At 62.1% G+C, this 17,547-nt stretch carries 20 protein-coding genes and 1 tRNA gene; 9 read left to right on the top strand and 12 right to left on the bottom strand.

What is annotated here, in order from left to right:
- Positions 1–96: 96 nt before the first annotated feature.
- The 7 genes from hisD to O3A94_08870 form a co-directional block, all read right to left on the bottom strand.
- Entirely contained in the window at positions 97–1,401 is a 1,305-nt protein-coding gene (gene hisD / locus O3A94_08900) for a histidinol dehydrogenase (protein ID MDA1356374.1), read from the bottom strand.
- Positions 1,382–2,047, bottom strand: coding sequence for an ATP phosphoribosyltransferase (gene hisG / locus O3A94_08895; GenBank protein ID MDA1356373.1), 666 nt, complete (start codon positions 2,045–2,047; stop codon positions 1,382–1,384). Before hisG ends, hisD begins: the two co-directional genes overlap by 20 nt.
- A 72-nt stretch (positions 2,048–2,119) precedes the next feature.
- On the bottom strand, positions 2,120–3,052 hold the full coding sequence (locus tag O3A94_08890; protein ID MDA1356372.1) for a hypothetical protein: 933 nt from the start codon (positions 3,050–3,052) through the stop codon (positions 2,120–2,122).
- 9 nt (positions 3,053–3,061) lie between these two features.
- A complete protein-coding gene (locus O3A94_08885) occupies positions 3,062–3,493 on the bottom strand; it encodes a hypothetical protein (protein ID MDA1356371.1) in 432 nt (143 codons plus the stop codon).
- A gap of 7 nt (positions 3,494–3,500) precedes the next feature.
- Positions 3,501–4,085, bottom strand: a complete 585-nt coding sequence (locus O3A94_08880; protein MDA1356370.1) for a DUF2948 family protein — start codon at positions 4,083–4,085, stop codon at positions 3,501–3,503.
- On the bottom strand, positions 4,082–5,374 hold the full coding sequence (gene murA, locus O3A94_08875) for a UDP-N-acetylglucosamine 1-carboxyvinyltransferase (GenBank protein MDA1356369.1): 1,293 nt from the start codon (positions 5,372–5,374) through the stop codon (positions 4,082–4,084). Before murA ends, O3A94_08880 begins: the two co-directional genes overlap by 4 nt.
- 194 nt (positions 5,375–5,568) lie before the next feature.
- On the bottom strand, positions 5,569–5,751 hold the full coding sequence (locus O3A94_08870; protein MDA1356368.1) for a hypothetical protein: 183 nt from the start codon (positions 5,749–5,751) through the stop codon (positions 5,569–5,571).
- A gap of 82 nt (positions 5,752–5,833) precedes the next feature.
- On the opposite strand from O3A94_08870, the gene O3A94_08865 reads away from it, so the two are divergent.
- From O3A94_08865 to O3A94_08845, 5 genes are all read left to right on the top strand, one after another.
- Positions 5,834–5,908, top strand: a tRNA-Thr gene (locus O3A94_08865).
- Between the two features lie 130 nt (positions 5,909–6,038).
- Positions 6,039–6,572: a cupin domain-containing protein gene (locus O3A94_08860; GenBank protein MDA1356367.1), complete on the top strand. Its 534-nt coding sequence runs from the start codon at positions 6,039–6,041 to the stop codon at positions 6,570–6,572.
- Positions 6,573–6,677: 105 nt separating this feature from the next.
- A complete protein-coding gene (locus tag O3A94_08855; GenBank protein ID MDA1356366.1) occupies positions 6,678–7,010 on the top strand; it encodes a putative quinol monooxygenase in 333 nt (110 codons plus the stop codon).
- A gap of 146 nt (positions 7,011–7,156) precedes the next feature.
- The gene (locus O3A94_08850; GenBank protein MDA1356365.1) at positions 7,157–8,569 is read left to right on the top strand and encodes an amidase; all 1,413 of its coding nucleotides are present in this window, start codon (positions 7,157–7,159) and stop codon (positions 8,567–8,569) included.
- Between the two features lie 76 nt (positions 8,570–8,645).
- The gene (locus tag O3A94_08845) at positions 8,646–9,557 is read left to right on the top strand and encodes a DMT family transporter (protein ID MDA1356364.1); all 912 of its coding nucleotides are present in this window, start codon (positions 8,646–8,648) and stop codon (positions 9,555–9,557) included.
- Positions 9,558–9,615: 58 nt separating this feature from the next.
- On the opposite strand, the gene O3A94_08840 is transcribed toward O3A94_08845, so the two are convergent.
- The gene (locus O3A94_08840) at positions 9,616–10,458 is read right to left on the bottom strand and encodes an alpha/beta hydrolase (GenBank protein MDA1356363.1); all 843 of its coding nucleotides are present in this window, start codon (positions 10,456–10,458) and stop codon (positions 9,616–9,618) included.
- 97 nt (positions 10,459–10,555) lie between these two features.
- Between O3A94_08840 and O3A94_08835 the strand changes: the two genes are divergently transcribed.
- Positions 10,556–11,806 (top strand): D-amino acid dehydrogenase, encoded by a 1,251-nt coding sequence (locus O3A94_08835; protein MDA1356362.1) that lies wholly within the window; start codon positions 10,556–10,558, stop codon positions 11,804–11,806.
- A 17-nt stretch (positions 11,807–11,823) separates the two neighbouring features.
- Positions 11,824–12,582: an SDR family NAD(P)-dependent oxidoreductase gene (locus O3A94_08830; protein ID MDA1356361.1), complete on the top strand. Its 759-nt coding sequence runs from the start codon at positions 11,824–11,826 to the stop codon at positions 12,580–12,582.
- A gap of 32 nt (positions 12,583–12,614) precedes the next feature.
- On the opposite strand, the gene O3A94_08825 is transcribed toward O3A94_08830, so the two are convergent.
- Together O3A94_08825 and O3A94_08820 are read right to left on the bottom strand one after the other, a co-directional pair.
- The gene (locus O3A94_08825; protein ID MDA1356360.1) at positions 12,615–14,438 is read right to left on the bottom strand and encodes an ABC-F family ATP-binding cassette domain-containing protein; all 1,824 of its coding nucleotides are present in this window, start codon (positions 14,436–14,438) and stop codon (positions 12,615–12,617) included.
- 48 nt (positions 14,439–14,486) lie between these two features.
- Positions 14,487–15,131: a class I SAM-dependent methyltransferase gene (locus O3A94_08820; protein MDA1356359.1), complete on the bottom strand. Its 645-nt coding sequence runs from the start codon at positions 15,129–15,131 to the stop codon at positions 14,487–14,489.
- Positions 15,132–15,244: 113 nt separating this feature from the next.
- Here O3A94_08820 and O3A94_08815 point away from each other — a divergent pair, with 113 nt between their 5' ends.
- Together O3A94_08815 and O3A94_08810 are read left to right on the top strand one after the other, a co-directional pair.
- Positions 15,245–15,577 carry a DUF1491 family protein gene (locus O3A94_08815; GenBank protein MDA1356358.1) on the top strand — a complete coding sequence of 111 codons (333 nt, stop codon included), beginning with the start codon at positions 15,245–15,247 and terminating at the stop codon, positions 15,575–15,577.
- Between the two features lie 27 nt (positions 15,578–15,604).
- Positions 15,605–16,189 (top strand): glutathione S-transferase N-terminal domain-containing protein, encoded by a 585-nt coding sequence (locus O3A94_08810; protein MDA1356357.1) that lies wholly within the window; start codon positions 15,605–15,607, stop codon positions 16,187–16,189.
- 140 nt (positions 16,190–16,329) lie between these two features.
- On the opposite strand, the gene O3A94_08805 is transcribed toward O3A94_08810, so the two are convergent.
- Both O3A94_08805 and O3A94_08800 read right to left on the bottom strand, forming a co-directional pair.
- Positions 16,330–16,545, bottom strand: a complete 216-nt coding sequence (locus O3A94_08805) for an acetyl-CoA carboxylase biotin carboxyl carrier protein subunit (GenBank protein ID MDA1356356.1) — start codon at positions 16,543–16,545, stop codon at positions 16,330–16,332.
- A 30-nt stretch (positions 16,546–16,575) separates the two neighbouring features.
- Positions 16,576–17,547, bottom strand: coding sequence for a biotin-dependent carboxyltransferase family protein (locus O3A94_08800; GenBank protein MDA1356355.1), 972 nt, complete (start codon positions 17,545–17,547; stop codon positions 16,576–16,578).

The raw sequence follows: 17,547 nt of genomic DNA, 5'->3' as shown, positions 1-17,547 counted from the left end.
ACTGGTCACTCCGGCGCGCTGTGAATTTGAATGGTCTATTATTCAGACCAATGTTGGGAACTTGTCAAGGCGCAAATATGTGGCGCGTGCCGCGAATTATTTACCGTCATCCACTTCGAGACGGAGCGCCAAAGACAGGGCGTGGGCGTGTAGGCCCTCAGCTTCTGCCAGCGTGTGAGCGGCGGGGCCGATCTTGGCCAGGCCGCTTGGGTCGCAGGCAGCGAAGCTGGTGCGCTTCAGAAAATCATAGACCGACAGGCCGGAGGAAAAGCGTGCGCTGCCTGATGTCGGCAGCACATGGTTGGGTCCGGCGACATAATCGCCGACCGCTTCCGGCGTGTGGCGCCCGAGGAACACCGCGCCGGCATGGGCGATACGCGTGAACAGAGCCTCAGGCTCGGCCACGGCAAGCTCGAGATGCTCAGGCGCAATGCGGTCTACCAGGGCGGGAGCCTCGTCGAGGCTGCCGACAAGTATAATCGCTCCGTGTTGGCGCCAGCTTTCGCTGGCGATATCGCGGCGCGGCAGGGTTTCCAGGATTTTCTCTATGGCTGCCGCCACCGCATTGGCAAAGCCCGGATCGTCGCAAATGAGTATCGCTTGAGCAGCGCTGTCATGCTCGGCCTGGGAGAGGAGATCGGCGGCAATCCATTTGGGATTGTTGGCGCCGTCCGCGACCACCAGGATTTCCGACGGGCCGGCGATCATGTCGATGCCGACGGTGCCGAACACCTGGCGCTTGGCTTCGGCCACCCACTCATTGCCCGGGCCGACGATTTTATCGACCGGCCGGATGGTCGCGCTGCCATAGGCCAGCGCTGCTACCGCCTGTGCGCCACCAATGCGGTAGATTTCATCAAGGCCGGCGATCTCTGCCGCTGCCATCACCGCCGGATTGAGCGCTCCGCCCGGCGTCGGCACGGTCACGACGATACGCGCCACGCCGGCCACCTTGGCGGGAATGGCATTCATCAGCACCGAACTCGGATAAGCTGCGGTGCCGCCCGGCACATAGAGGCCGGCTGCCGCGAGCGCGCCCCAGCGCGCGCCGAGGCGCACGCCCGAAGCGTCGACGTAGTCGAGATCGGCCGGCATTTGCCGCTGGTGAAAATCTTCGATGCGTTTCGCCGCGAAGACGAGTGCAGCCCGGGTTTCAGCCGGGCATTGCGCTGCTGCTGCCGCGATTTCTTCTGGCTTGAGGCGGAGTTCCGCCGCGCTTAAATCAAGGTCGTCGAAGCGGGCGGTATATTCCAACAGCGCGGCGTCACCGCGCGCCCGCACGTCGGCAATGATTTCCGCGACCTTGGCGGTATTGTCGCTCGGCCCGTCGCTCCTCTCCGCCAGCAATGTGGCGAATTCGGCCTCGAAGCCGGCTTGGGCGCTATTGAGCCTGCGCAACATTGACGGCTTCCCGGAAGCGTTGCACCCAGCCTTGCATTTCCTCGGCGCGGGTCTTCATCGCGGCGCGGTTGATCACTAGGCGGGCGGAGACATCAGCGATATGTTCGACCTCGACCAGATCGTTGGCCGCGAGCGTCGCGCCTGAATGCACCAGATCGACGACCCGGCGGCAAAGGCCAAGGCCGGGCGCCAGCTCCATCGCGCCGTGCAGTTTGATACACTCGGCCTGCACGCCGCGCGCCGCGAAATGGCGCTGAGTGACGTGCGGATATTTAGTGGCGACACGCACGTGGCTCCAACGCGATGGATCATCTTCCGATGCCAATTGAGTGGGCTCGGCGACCGCCATGCGGCATTTGCCGATACCGAGATCGAGTGGCGCGTAGAGCTCGCGGTAATCGAATTCCATCAGCACATCAGAGCCGGCAATGCCTAATTGCGCCGCGCCAAAGGCTACGAAGGTCGCGACATCAAAACTGCGCACCCGGATGATGCTAAGGCCGGCGATATTAGTGTCGAAGCGCAGCTTGCGACTTTCATCGGTGAAAAACGCCGCCTCCGGTTCGATTCCGGCATGCGCCAGCAGCGGCGCGGCCTCCTTGAGGATGCGGCCTTTCGGCAGGGCGAAAATAAGCTCGTCCGTCATAGCGTCTGCGTCACCGGTGTCTGTATGGCACGCGGATATACTGGGCCTGGCCCGGTTTGTCGCTGATTCTTTTCACGCCAGCTCGAAGAAACGGCGCAATTCCTGATCGGTCACCTTGGCGCGGAATTCGCGTTCTTGGAAATCACGGGTCGCGGCGTAGGTTTCAACGAAGCGCGTGCCGAACAGTTCGCGCGCCGCCTCGCTCGCGCGGAAACGCTCGATGCCAGCGCGGAAGCTCTCTGGAAAGCGCTGAACCTCCGGCACCTCCTGGTTATATACATTGCCTTGCATCGGCGCTTGTGGCTCGAGCTCATGTTTGATGCCGTAGAGCCCGGCGCCGAGCACGCAGGCGAGGGCGAGATAGGGATTGGCGTCGGCGCCCGGCACACGGCATTCGATGCGCTGAGATTTGGCGGCGCCGCGGATCACCCGTAAGGCGCAGGTGCGGTTGTCAAAGCCCCAAGTGGCGGCGATCGGCGCGAAAATATTGGGCGCGTAGCGTTTAAAGCTGTTCACGTTCGGTGCCAGCATGATCAATAGTTCTGGTAACAGCGCCTGCATGCCGCCGAGAAAATGTCGCATGGTCGCACTGATGCCGTCTTTGGCGCTGTCGTCGCGGAATACCGGCTGGCCTTCCAGATCCTTGAGCGAGATATGGATATGGCCGCTCTGGCCATCGGCATCGTTGCTCCAGCGCGCCATGAACGTGACCAAGCGCCCCATGCGCTGGGCCAAGGCCTTGGTGTAGGTTTTGAACAGAATGGCGTTGTCGCCGGCGCGTACACCTGCTTGTGGTGCCAGGCTGCACTCCATGAAACCAGGGCCCATTTCCTCATGGGCGGTCTCAACGGCGACGTCCATGGTGGCGAAACAATCGAGCAATTCATTATAAAATTCTGACCAGACGGCCTGGCGCTGAATCACTTCATAGGTGAGCAACGGGGTCGCCACCTTGAGGTCGCGGTAATCTTTTTCATGCGCGCTGAGCGCGGTTTCTTCGAACATGGTGCATTCCTATTCCAGCGCGTGATAGGGCTGATACCCCATATCGCCGGCCATTTTCTCGATCCGCCGATAAATCCCGCGCGGACAGATCTCCTCATGCTCTCCGGCGAACTCGGCCAGCACGAGAAGGTTTCGTCCCGGCGTCTCCCACGGGATTTCGCGGCATGTCTCGGGCAACGCCCGGGTCATGGTATCGGCAAAACCGTCCGAGCCATCTGCGATCAGCGGCGCCTCCATGATGATGTCTCTGAAATCCAGCGCCAGCACGACTGGTGGCATGCCCCAGCCGTTTTCGAGCACCGAATATAGCTTGTCGCGGGAGACATATTTGCCGCGCAACAGGCCGTTGGTGTCAGTAAGCGCGATGGTGACGTTTTTGGCATCGCGTTCTTCAACGATGCGGTGCAGGTCTTTGATCGTGCGGACGTCACTCGGGATCATATCGGCCTCATGTTGCTGGCGGTGGCGATTTGGCTTGTGGCGGCGTTTCGTTCGGTGTCGCGTCTAAATCGCGCAATTGGCCGCTCAGTTTATCGACTTCTAAGAACACTTCGCCGCCGCCTTGGAAAGAGAGGATTATACCGAAACGCTCGGACAGGGGCGCCGAGACGATCGAAATGAGATGCAGCAAGGCGTGCGGCGCGCGCCGGTCGAGGCGACGATAGCGCACGGCATTGACGTGATCGAAATGGAGGCCGGCGCGCATGCGCTTGAGCGCCGGCAATTGCGGTAGCATCGGCATTTCTACTGGTGCTTCTGGCGTAACCGCCGGTTCCCGTGCTGAAGTTTCCCGTGCTGAAGTTTCCGGTGCTGAAGTTTCCGGTGCTGAAGTTTCCGGTGCTGAAGTTTCCGGTGCTGAAGTTTCCACCCCCGATTCCCACAGGGGGCGCACCAATATGGCGGCGAAGCGCCGTGCTTCCCGGTCGTAGGCCTTTTCATTCAGGCAGCCGATGGCGCCGTGCAGGCAGGCGGCAATGATACCCAAGTCTTCATCGTCCACGGCGCGCAGTTTCAACGCCCTTATATCGCTCATGACGCGATGCGCTCGATATCGGCGCCAAGCGCCGCGAGTTTGGTCTCGATCCGCTCATAGCCGCGATCGAGATGATAAACCCGGCTGATCACCGTTTCACCGACCGCCGCCAGCCCGGCGAGGACCAGGCAGGACGAGGCGCGCAGATCGGTCGCCATCACTGGTGCGCCGCGCAGGGATGCGACGCCGCGCACCAGGGCGTTGCCACCGCTGACAGATATATCGGCGCCCATGCGCGCCAATTCGGGGACATGCATGAAGCGATTTTCGAACACCGTCTCGCCGATCAGCGAGGCGCCGTCGGCCAACGTCAGCAGCACCATGATCTGAGCTTGCAGATCGGTTGGGAAGCCGGGGTAGGGGTGCGTGGTTAAGTCCACTGCGCGAAGCGGCCCGTTTGCCGCGACGTGGAAGCCATCGGCGCTCTCCTCGACCGTGACTCCGGCCTGGCGCAGGCACTCAATTGGCGATGCCAAATGCCCGGCCTGAGCGCCGTGCAGCGTCACCGCGCCGCCGGTGATCGCGGCGGCGATGGCATAGGTGCCGGCCTCAATGCGGTCGGCCATGATTTGATGTTGGGTGCCGTGCAGACTCGGCTGGCCGTGGATGCGCAGACAATCGCTGCCGGCGCCGGTGATCACGGCGCCCATGCCGATCAGGCATTCGGCTAGATCGGTGATCTCCGGTTCGCGCGCGGCGTTGTGCAATACGGTTTCGCCCGCCGCCAGCGTCGCCGCCATCATCAAGTTTTCCGTGGCACCGACAGACGGCGAAGCAAGATGAATTTCGGCGCCTTTGAGGCCGCCCGGCGCGCTGGCGCGGATGTAGCCCTCTTCCAAATCAATGCGTGCGCCAAGCCGTTCCAATCCGGCGAGGTGGAGATCAACCGGCCGCGTACCGATGGCGCAGCCACCCGGCAGCGACACGGCGGCTTCGCGGAAGCGCGCCACCAGCGGCCCGAGCACCAGAATGGAGGCGCGCATGCGCCGCACAAGGTCATAGGGCGCTGTGGTGCTGGTGACCCGCCCAGCGGTCAGAGTAAGGGCATAGCCACCGCCAACGCCGACACCGTCATCAGCGCTATTTTCCCGTGTCTCGATGTTGACCCCGAGCTCTGCCATGAGCTTGGCCAGGGTGTCGATATCAGCAAGGCGGGGCACGCGCGACAAGGTGACGGGCTCATCGGTCAGAAGTGCGGCAACCATTAGCGGCAGCGCAGCGTTCTTGGCACCGGAGATTTTTACGTCGCCGTGCAGTGGGCGCCCCCCCCGGATGCGAATCTTATCCATGCCTGATCCTGGCCTTTCGGCTTCTTCCTGGCTTCCGGGCAATTTCTGTCGCGCTACAAGTTCGGTTGCGGTGCAACGTCGATTGCCATGCGGCGCCGGTTGCCGAGTCAAGATATGTCAGGGAAATGCGCCGAACAAGCGGCGGCGATGCGCCCGGCGGTGAGTATGGCGGCGCAGAATGCGTCGGCGTGGTGTCAAATTTTATCGTTGCCGTCCGTTGTAAGCGCTGGGGTTTGCGCCTGTTCACGCTTTTGGTCTTTTCGTTTGCGCAAATTTTCGCGCAGTGCCTCAGCCAGGCGCTGTTTATGCTCCTTTTGCTCCTGCGCCCGCCCCGGCGCTTTCGTCGGGCCCTTCTTATCTTGCCATTTGCCGTTCATGGGTATCTCTTTTCTATGTTGTGAGGGTCGCCAGGAATGTTGCTGCCCGGCAGCCAATATGCCATGTTCCCGGCGATTATTCGCCGCCGTAGCTCAGTGGTAGAGCGCGCCCTTGGTAAGGGCGAGGTCGGGTGTTCGATCCACCCCGGCGGCACCAGCCTTCCCCCGTTCTTGCCAGAGTTTAACCTGAACGCGCTCAAGCGTGGCAGCACCTGTTTTCTGCGTTCGACGCGCCGTGGCGGCGCGCGTAAAGTTGCGGGAAATTGGGCCGATGTGGGAGTTGTGCGATGCAGATCAGACGCGTGGTAACGGGCCATTCCGGCGATGGCAAGGCAATCGTCGCGAGCGATAGCGTGATTGACGGTTTTCGGCCGCAACTGTTCCCCAGCATGGAGTTTCATGCGCTATGGGGCGGCGATCAGGCGCCGACCTACCCGGATGCCGGCGCGCCTTTGCCGCAGCATGGTTGGTTCCCACCGCTCGGCGGCTTTCGCTTCCTTGCCGTCACCCTGCCGCCGGCTTCGGACGAAGCGCCCGAAATCACCGATGAGTCCGCGGCCGTGGCGGAACTGGAAGCCTTTGCGCCGGGCTTGCTTGCAGTGATGGAGCCCGATACGCCCGGCATGCACACCACTGATAGCATTGATTTCATCTATGTGATTTCCGGCGAAGTCATCATGACGCTCGACGACGGCGCCGAAGTGCATCTCGCCGCCGGCGACACGATCGTCCAAAGCGGCACGCGCCATGCCTGGCGCAACCCCGGCGAGGTGCCATGCCGCCTCATTGCCGTTCAGATCGGTGCGGAGCGCGCGGATTGATGACGAGGCTGGATGGTTCGGGAAATTGAGAGGAATATTTGGGCGGAGCGTGGAATAGTCAGTGATTAAGACGTTCAAAAAACAATCATTCGAGGGGGATAACTTATGCTGATCGTTGCTGTGGTGTTTGATTTTGTGCCGGGTGGGTTCGAGCGTATCAAGGGCGAGATTTTGGATGCGATCAAGAATTCGCGGAAAGAAAAAGGGGCGCGGATATATGACTGGGCGCTCGATGTGACGGCGCCTGACCGGGCGATTATTTTCGAGGTGTGGGACGATCAGGCGGCGCTCGATGCGCATTTCACCCATCCTTATATGGATACCCTCGTCGCGGCGCTGAGCGCGGCCAATATACGCGGCGATATCAAGAATTATTCGGCTGAGATCTACGATATTGCCGGCAAGCGCGACATGGGCTTCGTATTGCCGACGGCGTAAACAGGCAGTCTTGCTTTTTGGCGCGCTGATGTTGTGGCGCCGTGGCGCCCTAGCGCGGCGGAAGCGGTGAAGCGCGGCGCGGCAAAAGCACTCGCTTGATCGCGCTTTCGCTGTAACATGCGGGCAAATCAAAATGGGAGATCAAGGTGAGCGATCATATTTTAGACAGCGACATGCGCGTCATCGCCGCCGCGATGCGGGACGGCGATACCAGCTCTGAGGCGCTGATCGACGAAGCCGCACGGCGGCACCAGGCATATGGAACGGCGCTCAACGCTTACAAATATTGGGACGCCGAACGGGCGCGCCGCGAGGCCAAAGCAAATGATGCGCTGCTGGCGTCGGGCTATGATGCTGGCGCGCTGATGGGCATGCCGATTTCGCTAAAAGATCTGTATGGCGTGCGCGGCATGCCGACATTCGGCGGCTCGCCTGCCGAACTGCCGGAAAAATGGCGCGAAGAGGGGCCGGTGACCGAGGCGCTGCGGGTGGCCCGCGGCGTCATCATGGGCAAATCCCACACGGTGGAATTCGCCTATGGCGGCATCGGCACCAACGCCCATTGGGGCGCGCCGGTTAATCCTTGGGACGCTGACAATCACCGCGTCACCGGCGGCTCCAGCTCGGGCGCCGGCGTTAGCCTCAGCCAAGGCTCGGCACTGGTCGCGATGGGCACCGATACCGGCGGTTCGGTGCGTATTCCCGCCAGCGTCACCGGCAATGTTGGCTTGAAGACCACCGCCGGCCGCTGGTCGCTCGAAGGCATCGTGCCGCTGAGCCATACCTTCGATACGCCGGGCCCGCTCACCCGCAATGTTACCGATTCGGCGCTGGCCTTTGCTGCGATCGACCCGGCGCATTCGGACGCCGAGGCGTTCTTCCAGCACGCCAATGGCGCGGAAGTTAGCGACATTGCATTCGCGCTCTGTGACGAGCATTTTTGGGACGGCTGTTCGCCCGGCATCGCCGAAGGCGTGCGCCAGGCAATTGCCGAGCTTAGCGCCAAGGGTGCGCGTATGGGTTCGGTGTCATTGCCTGAAGCCACGTTGGCGCGAGAAAGTTCGCTCCGCGGCGGCATTTTCGGCGCCGAGGGGCTGTCTTTCATTGAGGAGTATTATCCCGATCGCGTCGCCACACTGGACCCGTTCGTCGCCGCGCGCTTCGACGAGGGGCGCGATATCACGGCGATCGAATATCTCAAGGCGCTGCGGCGCATCGCCGGCTTCGCCCGTATCGCCAATGACAAGCTACGCCATGTCGATGTCCTGATCACGCCGACCTTGGCGGTAACTCCGCCGACGGTGGAGGAGGTCGCGGATGTGGACAGCTACAAGCATCATCTCGGCCGCATGACGCAAAACACCCATCCGGTGAATTTGCTCGAGCTGTGCTCGATCACCATGCCGGTGGCGCTCGATAGCGCCGGTATGCCGGTTGGGTTGCAGTTGATCTCTTGCGGTGGGCGCGAGGAACGCCTGCTCGCCGCCGCACTTGCCTGCGAGAAGGTCCTCGGCACCGCACGTCAGCGTCTCGGAACGCCGCCACGCTGCGCAGAATAGTAGCGCCACCCCGCGCGCGCTTCGATCAGCGGACAGTAACCCGGTGATACCGGACCTGCCGGAACCGCGCCATCCGGTGAGATGGCGCGGCACATCCTATCCGTTGCGGGGGCTTATTTTGCTGCTCGCGGTCGGCGTGTTTTGGGGCGTCAACTGGCCGATCATGAAGATCAGCATGGCGGCCATTCCGGTCTTCACCTTCCGCGCCATCGCGATATTTTTCGGCGGCCTTTGCCTGGCGGCGGTTTGCCGGCATATGGGATATTCGCTGAAAGTTCCGCGCGATCAGTGGGCGCCGCTTCTGTTGGTAACGGTGCTGATCTTCGGTTTTACCGTCTTGTCGGGATATGGCGTGCTGCTAACCGACTCCGGCCGCGCCGCTGTGATGGCCTATACCATGCCGGTCTGGGCGATTCCCCTGAGCGTGTTATTCTTGGCCGAGCGGATCACCTGGCGCAAACTCGCCAGCCTGCTGCTCGGTCTAAGTGGCATGGCACTGTTGCTGATCACAGATATCGATACCTTGGGCGGCGCGCCGATCGGCATGGCTTTGATGCTGGTGACGGCGCTCATCTGGGCTGGCGCCACCATCGCCCTCAAGAAACTCGAATGGACCATTCCGACCCTGGTGCTGGTTACGTGGCAATCGCTGTTGAACTCGGTGCCGCTTGCCATCGGTGCGGCCTTGGTGGATTACGACGGGGTTGAGTTTCCTGGCCTGTGGCCGATTCTCGGCGTGCTTTACAATGTTTTTATCGCCACCGCTTTGTGCTTCTACGCCTATTTTGAGGTGGTGCGCATCTTTCCCGTCGGCATGACCACTATCGGCGTGATGATCGCCCCCGTGGTCGGTGTTTTTTCCGGTGCCGCCGTTCTCGGCGAGCCGCTTGGACTGGCCGAGTTTGCCGCCCTCGCCCTGGTCCTCGCCGCCATCGCGCTCCCGGTCTTTGCGCGCCGCGACGCGTTTAGCCGCGCTGCGTACAAGTGAGAACGCCGCGGCGCGCCCAAATGACCCGCCGCGGCGCCTTCAAGTGAGCTGACGGGGTCTAACGCAACGCCGCTGTCAGGTCGTTGTTGGCTTGGAGGAAGTTTACCACCACGCGCATGTTTTCCTCGGTGCCGTCGAACAGGGACGAATGGTTCGAGCCCTTGACGACATATTTCACCGCGCCCGGGATGTTTTGCGCCAGCCATTCCTGGCCGCAGCCGTCGGGTCCGACTTCCCAGGGCGTCATGATGTCCTCATCGCCGCCGATGATCAGGGTGGGGACGGCGATGCTGGTCGCCCAGTCTCTCAGATCCATGTCGATCATCGCCTGGCAGGCGCGTTGAAAGACCTCTTTGCGATTGGAGCGCTCGAGAATGTCCTGGATCATATTGACGGCGCCGGGTCCGTCAGGACCGTCGAGGAATTTGCGTGACAGCGCCTGCACCGCCAACAGCTCGGCCAGCGCGCGGCTGCCGCAACCCATCGATTCGGCGATATCGATCCAGGTTTTGAAGGTGAGCCGGCCGGCGAGATCGAGCTTGGCGGCGGAGCAATTGATGATCAGGCGGCGCGTGCGGTGGCCGTATTTAGCGCCAAACACTTGCGCCACCATGCCGCCCATGGAGGTGCCGTGTATATGCGCGGTTTCCAGGCCGAGAAAGTCCATTAGCCCGGCGACATCGTCGGCCCACACTTCCATATCGTAATCCTGGATCGGCTTGTCGGATTGGCCGTAGCCGCGTTGATCGAAATCGACGCATTGGAAATATTTCGATTCGATCGGCGTCGCCGTGGCGAAATTGAAATGGCCGAACCCGGCGCCGTGAATATGGATCACCGGATCGCCTTCGCCCGTCACCTCGTACCAGAGGTTGGCGCCGTTCACTTCCGTAAATGCCATCTTGAAGTCTCCCCGTTGAATTATCTGCAATTTCCTAGGGCCGATCTTAGGGCTGTACTACCATCGCGCCAATGCAAATCGATCTGGGGCGGTGGCGATGAAAGTACTGGTGCTGGGAGCGGGCGTGGTCGGCGTGGCGGCAGCCTATTATCTCGTGCGCGCCGGGCATGAGGTGCAGGTGCTGGAGCGCCGCGAAGGACCCGGCTTGGAGGCCAGTTACGCCAATGGCGGCCAGCTTCTTGGTGAGACCATCCACCCGTGGTTGGCGCCCGACGTGCCGGGTATGGTGCTGCGCAATTTCGCCCGTGCTGATGCGCCGTACCGGGTGCGCTTTTCGCCAGCGCCCGAGCGTTGGCTGTGGGGCGCGAGGTTTTTGCGCAATTGCACCGCCGCGCGGGTGGCGCGTATCACCGCTGATCTCCGGCGCCTCGCGGTTTACAGCATGGCGGTGCTGGCGGAATTGCGCCAAGCCGAGCCGCTTGATTTTGACCATAGCGGCCTCGGCGTGCTGAGGCTCTACCGCGACGCCAGTAAATATACCGCCGCCACAAATGCCGCGCTCGGCGAAGATGATCCGGCGCGCCGACCGGTGAAAATGACGTGGCAGGAATGCCTCGCCATCGAGCCGGCGCTCAGCGCTAGCCGTGTCCGCTTCGCCGGCGGCTTGCACTACCATCAGGAACAGACCGGCGATGCACATAAGTTCAGCCGCGCCCTGGCCGCCGCCGCCGAGCGCCTCGGTGCGACATTCAACTATGGCTGCACCGTCAAACGATTGCGGCATTCGGGCGCCATGGTGACGGGCGTGGAAACCGATCAGGGCGATGTTACGGCAGATACCGTGCTGCTGTCGCTCGGCTGCCACAGCGCCCAATTGTTGCGCCCGCTCGGACTTCGCGTGCCGATCTATCCGGTCAAGGGGTACGCCCAGACGCTTCTAGCCGACGGGGCCGGTGCGCCCAAAATGGCGCTACAGGATGTCGCGCATAAAACCGGCATCACGCCGTTCGGCAACCGCTTGCGCATCGCCGGCACGGCGGAGCTGGACGGCTTCAACAAACGTGCCGATCCGCGCCGCGCCGCCGCCCTGCTCGACGATCTCATGGCGATCCTGCCGAATTGCGGCGATCCCTCGAAAGCAGAGCTATGGACCGGCTTGCGGCCCCTGACGCCCGATTGTACCCCGATCATTGGACCGACACCTTGCGACAATCTTTACGTCGATACCGGCCATGGCAGCCTCGGGTGGACATTGGCCTGTGGCTCTGGGCGGGTAATCGCAGATATAATCTCGGGCCGCCCGCCGGCGGTTTCATTGGACGGGTTTACTATCAACAGATTCTTGTAACGTTAGGGAGCGACACCATGGCTGAGTTGGACGGCAAAGTAATTCTTATCACCGGCGCATCGCGCGGCATCGGCAAAGCGGCCTTCGAGCAGGCTATCGCCGCCGGCGGCGAAGTGATCCTGCATTACGGCAAGAGCCATGACGCGGCGGCGCGCCTGGTCGATGCGGCAGGAGCGGAGCGCAGCAAGGCGATCTCCGCCGACCTTGCCAAGCCCGAGGAAGTCGCCCGCTTGTGGGATGAGGCGCTCGCCTGGAAGGGGCGGATCGACGTGTTGGTCAACAATGCTGCGGTCTATGAGCCAGCCGCTGTCGATTCGAATCTTGAGGATTGGCACGCCAGCTGGGCACGTACCCTGCAAGTCAATCTTCAGGCGCCGGGCGATCTTTGCCGTGCCGCCATCCAACATTACCGCACTCGTGGCGGCGGCATCATCGTCAACGTAACCAGCCGCGGTGCCTATCGCGGCGAGCAGCCCGAATACTGCCACTACTCAGCCTCCAAGGGCGGGCTCGGCTCTCTGACACGCACCATCTCCCGCGCCTTCGGCAAAGACGGCGTGCTCGCCTATGCGGTTTCACCTGGCTGGACGGCAACGGATATGGCGCTCCAGGGCGCGACGCCCGAACATCTCGCGGCGGCGGTGCGGGACATGCCGCTCGGCGAAATAACGCCGCCCGAGGATGTCGCCGAGATCATCACCTTTCTCTCTTCCGGGCGCGCCCGTCACGCCACGGGCATCACGGTGGATGTCACGGGCGGCTCCTACATCCGTTAGGCACGGACACGGCGCTTGGTGCCCAGGGCTGGCTACGCGCTCTCCGCTTCTTCGCGCGCCAGTTCCAGGGTGAGCCATTGATCTTCGGCCGCTGCCAGCGCCGCTTCGGCTTGCTTTAACCCACTCACTGCCGCTGTGAAGGCGTCTGGCTCGCGGGCGAACAATCCGCCATCGGCCAGCGCTTTGTTGTGTGCCTTGATTTCGTCTTGCAGCGTGGCGATGCGCTTGGGCAAATTGTCCAGCGCAAATTTGTCTTTGTAGGACAGCTTGACCTGGCTCGGCGCGGCGCCGGCGATTGGGGCAAGTGTTGACCCCGCCTGGCGCTTGCTCTTGTGTAGTTCAACGCCGCGCCGTACCGGTGCCGCCGCGCCCCGGCGCTGGACCAGCATGTCGCTATAGCCGCCGGCATATTCGAGCCATTTTCCGCTACCCTCCCAGGCGATCACTGAGGTCGCCACGCGGTCGAGAAAGTCTCGATCATGGCTCACCAGCAACACCGTGCCGCCATATTCGGCAAGGGTTTCCTGCAACAGGTCGAGGGTTTCGAGGTCGAGATCGTTGGTCGGCTCGTCGAGCACAAGAAGATTGCTCGGCCGCGCCAGAGCACGCGCTATCATCAGCCGCCCGCGCTCACCACCGGATAGCACGCTCACCGGCGTCCGCGCCTGTTCGGGCAGAAACAGAAAATCCTTCATATAGCTGACCACATGGCGCGCCTTGCCATTCACTGAGATCATTTCGCCGCCGCCGCTGGTCAGCGCGTCCTGCAGGGTGGCGTGGCTATCGAGCTGGTCGCGCTTTTGATCGAGGGTGGCCATTTGGAGGTTGGCGCCGAGGCGGATGGTGCCGCTATCCGGCGTCAAAGTTCCGCACAGCAGGTTGATGAGGGTGGTCTTGCCGGCGCCGTTGGGACCGACAATGCCGATCCGCGCACCGCGCGGGATGCGCACCGAAAGATCTTCGATCACCGGCACCCCAGCGTAAGACTTGGTGAGATGTTTGCCCTCAATCACCAGCTTGCCGGAGCTAGCGGCCTGGCTGGCTTCCAAATTGACATTGCCGGCCTGTGCGCGCTGCTCGCTTTGTTGTTTGCGCAGCGACATCAATGCCCGGAGGCGGCCCTGATTGCGTTTTCGCCGCGCCGTGACGCCTTTGTGCAGCCACATGGTCTCCGCCGCGATCTTGCGCTTCAGTTTGTGGCGCTCACTTTCGCGGCGCTCGATGAAATCGTCGCGCCAGGGTTCGAATTCGGCGAAGCCGCGGTCGATGCGGTGGATCGCGCCGTCGGAGAGCCACACCGTGGCCCGCGACAGGTTCTCGAGGAAGCGCCGATCATGGCTGACAAGCACCAGCGCTCCGCGCATCGATTTAAGCTCGTTCTCGAGCCATTCGATCGCCGGCAAATCGAGATGGTTGGTGGGCTCGTCGAGCAGCAGAATATCCGGCGATGGCGCGAGCGCGCGGGCCAGCGCGGCACGCCGGGTTTCGCCGCCCGATAGATGCGCCGGGTCTTCGTCGCCGGTGAGGCCGAGGCGCTCGACAAGGGTGCGCGCCCGGTGCACATCGTCGCCTGGGCCGAGATCGCTTTCGACCGCTGCCAACACGGTGGCAAAGCCGCTCAAATTGGGCTCCTGCGGCAGATAGCGGAGGGTCGCGCCGGGCTGGACGAAACGCTCGCCGGTGTCAGCCTCGACCGTTCCGGCGGCGATCTTCAGCAATGTGGATTTGCCGCAGCCGTTGCGCCCGACCAGGCACAAGCGCTCGCCTTCAGATACAGATAGCTCCGCCCCCTCCAACAGCGGCTCGGCGCCAAAGCGGAGGTTGATGTCACGTAGAATCAGAAGCGGTGGGGCCATCCCGGCGCCTTTACAATGTCTCGCCCTCAAGGGGCAAGGATTCTCGATCTAAGGTTTGCGCCAGACGGTCGCCAGCCAGGGCTGGCGTTCGCGCGGCAGGCCGGCCGGGCGGTAATAATGGTCGATCTCCGTGAAGCCGGCGCCTGAGACATAAGCACCCCAGCTTTCGAAATCATGGAAACAGCCATAGCGGCCGCGCTCCATGCCTTCCTGGTTGTCGCCGCGCGGATTGGACGCAAACAGCACGCCGCCCGGCTTTAGCGTGGCAAACAAGTCGGCCAAAACCTGTGGCAGCGCAGCGCTCGGTACATGAAACAGCGAGGCATTGGCGAACACGCCGTCGAAGCGCGTTGGCGGCAGGTTGAGGGCGATGAAATTTTGTTGCAGGACCTCGCAGCCCGAATGGGCGCCCGCCATGGCGGCGAATTCGCCTGAGCCGTCGAGCCCGACGGGATTGTGCCCGAGCTCGACGAAGCGCTTTAAATCGCGCCCCGGCCCGCAGCCAAAATCCAAAATGGCGAACGGCGCCTCGCCCTCGATGGCGTTGAGCAGGGCGTTGATATTCTGGCTCACATCATGGTCGCGCGTGCCCTGCCAAAAGGATTCCGGCGAGCTGTTGTAATGCGCCAGCGTCTCCGCCATCGCGCTGTTCAGCGCGGCGTCAGTATTGCTGTTGTCCTGTTGGTTTGTCATGGCGGGTGCAAACTAACTTGGGAGTGCGGGATTGGCTATACGCTAACAATCCTCCTTCCCCGTTGAGGAGGAAGGGCTTGCAACGTCGGCGCAATCGGGTGTTAAGAGTATTTATGGAAGCACGCATAAAAACCGGCCTGTTGGTGCAGGCGGGAATCCGTTTTTGCGAAGGCAAGCTGATCACCGCCATGCTGCGCCGGCGCGGTGACGCCGATGCCGGCGCGCTGTTCGTGAAAGTAAACCGCCTAGACGGCAGTGCCGCACTCTTCGCCCGCGTCACGTCGTTTTCCGGCGGCACCGAATGGCAGCGTTCAAGCGGCGAGGATTGGCTGCCCGACGCCGACATCGAAAAACGCCTGCAATCGGAAATCCGCTTTGATCCGGACCTCTGGATCGTTGAGGTGGAAAATCCGGGTGGCGAGAATCCGTTCGAAGAACTAACTTAGATAAAGAGCCACAAGGGAGATGAAAATATGAAGCTTTACAATGCACCGACTTCGCCGTTTGGGCGCAAGGCGGCGATCGTCGCGCGCGAGCACGGCATCAAACTCGACGAAGAAACCACCAATCCGTTCGAATCGGATCAGTTGGCGCGGATTAATCCGCTGAAGCTCATACCCGTGCTCGTGCTGGATGACGGCGCGGTTCTGCTTGAGAGCCATTTGATATGCGAATATCTCGATTCCATCGGCACCGGCCCGACACTCTATCCTGAAGCCAACCGCTGGCTGTGGCGCACGCGCATGATGATCGGTCATGGCCTGGCCGAGGCCAGCGTGCAGCTTCGTCTGCAACAGGTGCTACCCGATGGTGAGCAGAGCGCGACGCTGAAGACGCGCTATGCGGAGCGCATGGCGCGCGCTGTAGCGGCGCTTGATGGCCAGGCCGACGCGTTGGCCGAAGGCGAGATGCGGATGGATAAGATTTGTGCGGTCATGGGCATCGGCCATATGGAATTTCGCCATGGTGGAGATTGGCGCGGTGACGCTCCCAATCTCGCCGCCTGGTACGACGATGCGATGGCACGCCCAAGCTTTGCCGCGACCGACCCGAATTAATTCAGGCGCAGGCGTTCGAGCAGGAACTCGAAATCACCCTCGTGGGCAGGAGGGGTTAAGGGCGAAATATTGCCGTGGCTGTGAGGCGGCGTTTGACGGCAGCCCACGCCATCGGCTGTCGTCAGAGAGCGGTCGTCTCGCTATTCGATCTCGACCGCCAATTGGCCGACATCGACGGCGTCTTCCTCGGCGATGTGCAGCTTGGTTATTTTGCCGGCGGATTCGGCGTCGTGCGGGACTTCGGTCTTCATCACTTCGAGGATGAACAGCGTATCGCCAACCGCCACACTATCGCCCTCCTTGACCAGCACCTTCCACACATTGCCGGGCGCCTGGGTCATTACCTGTTCTGCCATGTTGCGGTCTCCCTGTTATGATTCGGTCTGCTACGATTCAATAGAATTTTCATCGCAAAGATCGTCGAGTTCGATGCGGAGCGCCTGCGCTTCGGCAACGCTGACCCGGTTGAAATTGATAAATTCATTGGGCTTCATCTGGCCGAGTTTCCAGAACGCCGCCGACGGCACCGTATAGGGGACAATGAAGCCGCCCATGGACGGCCCGTCATTGACCAAAATGATGGGTTTTTGGCCGCATAGATTAACCCCGCCCATGGGATAGCCATGGTCGACGATGTTGGACGGGAACACGCCGTTTTCCGGCGGTTTGTTGGTCGCTTTTTCGGTGAAGGTCCAATCCGGCCCGTCGAGCCGGTAGCCGGTGCGGTCGCTGCGCGCTTCTAGTTTCCACGGCGTGGTGAGGAAGCGTTGATGACCGGCCTCGTCGATCCAATCGTCATTTGGCCCGGCCACCGCTTCGATCTGCCATTGTTTGTCGCTGGCAAATTTCGGCCGGCAGGAATCCTTTACCCGGCGTCCGGCCTGGCCGGTGCCGGCTTTCACCGGCAGCACTTGCCCGGCCTTGATGGCGCTGCCGTCGAGGCCGCCGACGCTCGCTTTGTGGAAGGTCGCTGCCGAGCCCAGCCATTCGGGCGCGTCGATGCCGCCGGCGACGGCGAAATAACCGCGCGCGCCCTGGAACGCCGGGCCCATCACCAGGGTTTGGCCAGCTTTGACGGCAACGCTCTGCCACAACGGGATTTCCTCGCCGTCCACCTTCGGCGCCATATTGGCGCCGGTGACGGCGATCACGCCATCGTTCTGAAACTTCAGGGTCGGGCCCATGAACTGGGCTTCAAGACCGGGCGCGCCGGCGTCGTTACCAACCAATATATTGGCCAGGCGGAATGACCAACTGTCCATCGGTCCCGATGGCGGAAAGCCTTGGTTCCAATATCCAATGCGGCCGGGGAAGTCCTGGATCGAAGTTTCCAGGCCGGGTTTGATAACTTCCAACAT

The organism is Pseudomonadota bacterium, assembly GCA_027624955.1.
Taxonomy (GTDB): Bacteria; Pseudomonadota; Alphaproteobacteria; order UBA828; family UBA828; genus PTKB01.
Note: the sequence above shows the minus strand (reverse complement) of the source record. Positions and strands in the feature narration are given on the sequence as shown.

Bases quoted from the DNA above. Each gene is read 5' to 3' on its own strand.
- hisD (MDA1356374.1), bottom strand. From the start codon at position 1,401: ATGTTGCGCAGGCTCAATAGCGCCCAAGCCGGCTTCGAGGCCGAATTC.
- hisG (MDA1356373.1), bottom strand. From the start codon at position 2,047: ATGACGGACGAGCTTATTTTCGCCCTGCCGAAAGGCCGCATCCTCAAG.
- O3A94_08890 (MDA1356372.1), bottom strand. From the start codon at position 3,052: ATGTTCGAAGAAACCGCGCTCAGCGCGCATGAAAAAGATTACCGCGAC.
- O3A94_08885 (MDA1356371.1), bottom strand. From the start codon at position 3,493: ATGATCCCGAGTGACGTCCGCACGATCAAAGACCTGCACCGCATCGTT.
- O3A94_08880 (MDA1356370.1), bottom strand. From the start codon at position 4,085: ATGAGCGATATAAGGGCGTTGAAACTGCGCGCCGTGGACGATGAAGAC.
- murA (MDA1356369.1), bottom strand. From the start codon at position 5,374: ATGGATAAGATTCGCATCCGGGGGGGGCGCCCACTGCACGGCGACGTA.
- O3A94_08870 (MDA1356368.1), bottom strand. From the start codon at position 5,751: ATGAACGGCAAATGGCAAGATAAGAAGGGCCCGACGAAAGCGCCGGGG.
- O3A94_08860 (MDA1356367.1), top strand. From the start codon at position 6,039: ATGCAGATCAGACGCGTGGTAACGGGCCATTCCGGCGATGGCAAGGCA.
- O3A94_08855 (MDA1356366.1), top strand. From the start codon at position 6,678: ATGCTGATCGTTGCTGTGGTGTTTGATTTTGTGCCGGGTGGGTTCGAG.
- O3A94_08840 (MDA1356363.1), bottom strand. From the start codon at position 10,458: ATGGCATTTACGGAAGTGAACGGCGCCAACCTCTGGTACGAGGTGACG.
- O3A94_08835 (MDA1356362.1), top strand. From the start codon at position 10,556: ATGAAAGTACTGGTGCTGGGAGCGGGCGTGGTCGGCGTGGCGGCAGCC.
- O3A94_08830 (MDA1356361.1), top strand. From the start codon at position 11,824: ATGGCTGAGTTGGACGGCAAAGTAATTCTTATCACCGGCGCATCGCGC.
- O3A94_08825 (MDA1356360.1), bottom strand. From the start codon at position 14,438: ATGGCCCCACCGCTTCTGATTCTACGTGACATCAACCTCCGCTTTGGC.
- O3A94_08820 (MDA1356359.1), bottom strand. From the start codon at position 15,131: ATGACAAACCAACAGGACAACAGCAATACTGACGCCGCGCTGAACAGC.
- O3A94_08815 (MDA1356358.1), top strand. From the start codon at position 15,245: ATGGAAGCACGCATAAAAACCGGCCTGTTGGTGCAGGCGGGAATCCGT.
- O3A94_08810 (MDA1356357.1), top strand. From the start codon at position 15,605: ATGAAGCTTTACAATGCACCGACTTCGCCGTTTGGGCGCAAGGCGGCG.
- O3A94_08805 (MDA1356356.1), bottom strand. From the start codon at position 16,545: ATGGCAGAACAGGTAATGACCCAGGCGCCCGGCAATGTGTGGAAGGTG.
- O3A94_08800 (MDA1356355.1), bottom strand. From the start codon at position 17,547: ATGTTGGAAGTTATCAAACCCGGCCTGGAAACTTCGATCCAGGACTTC.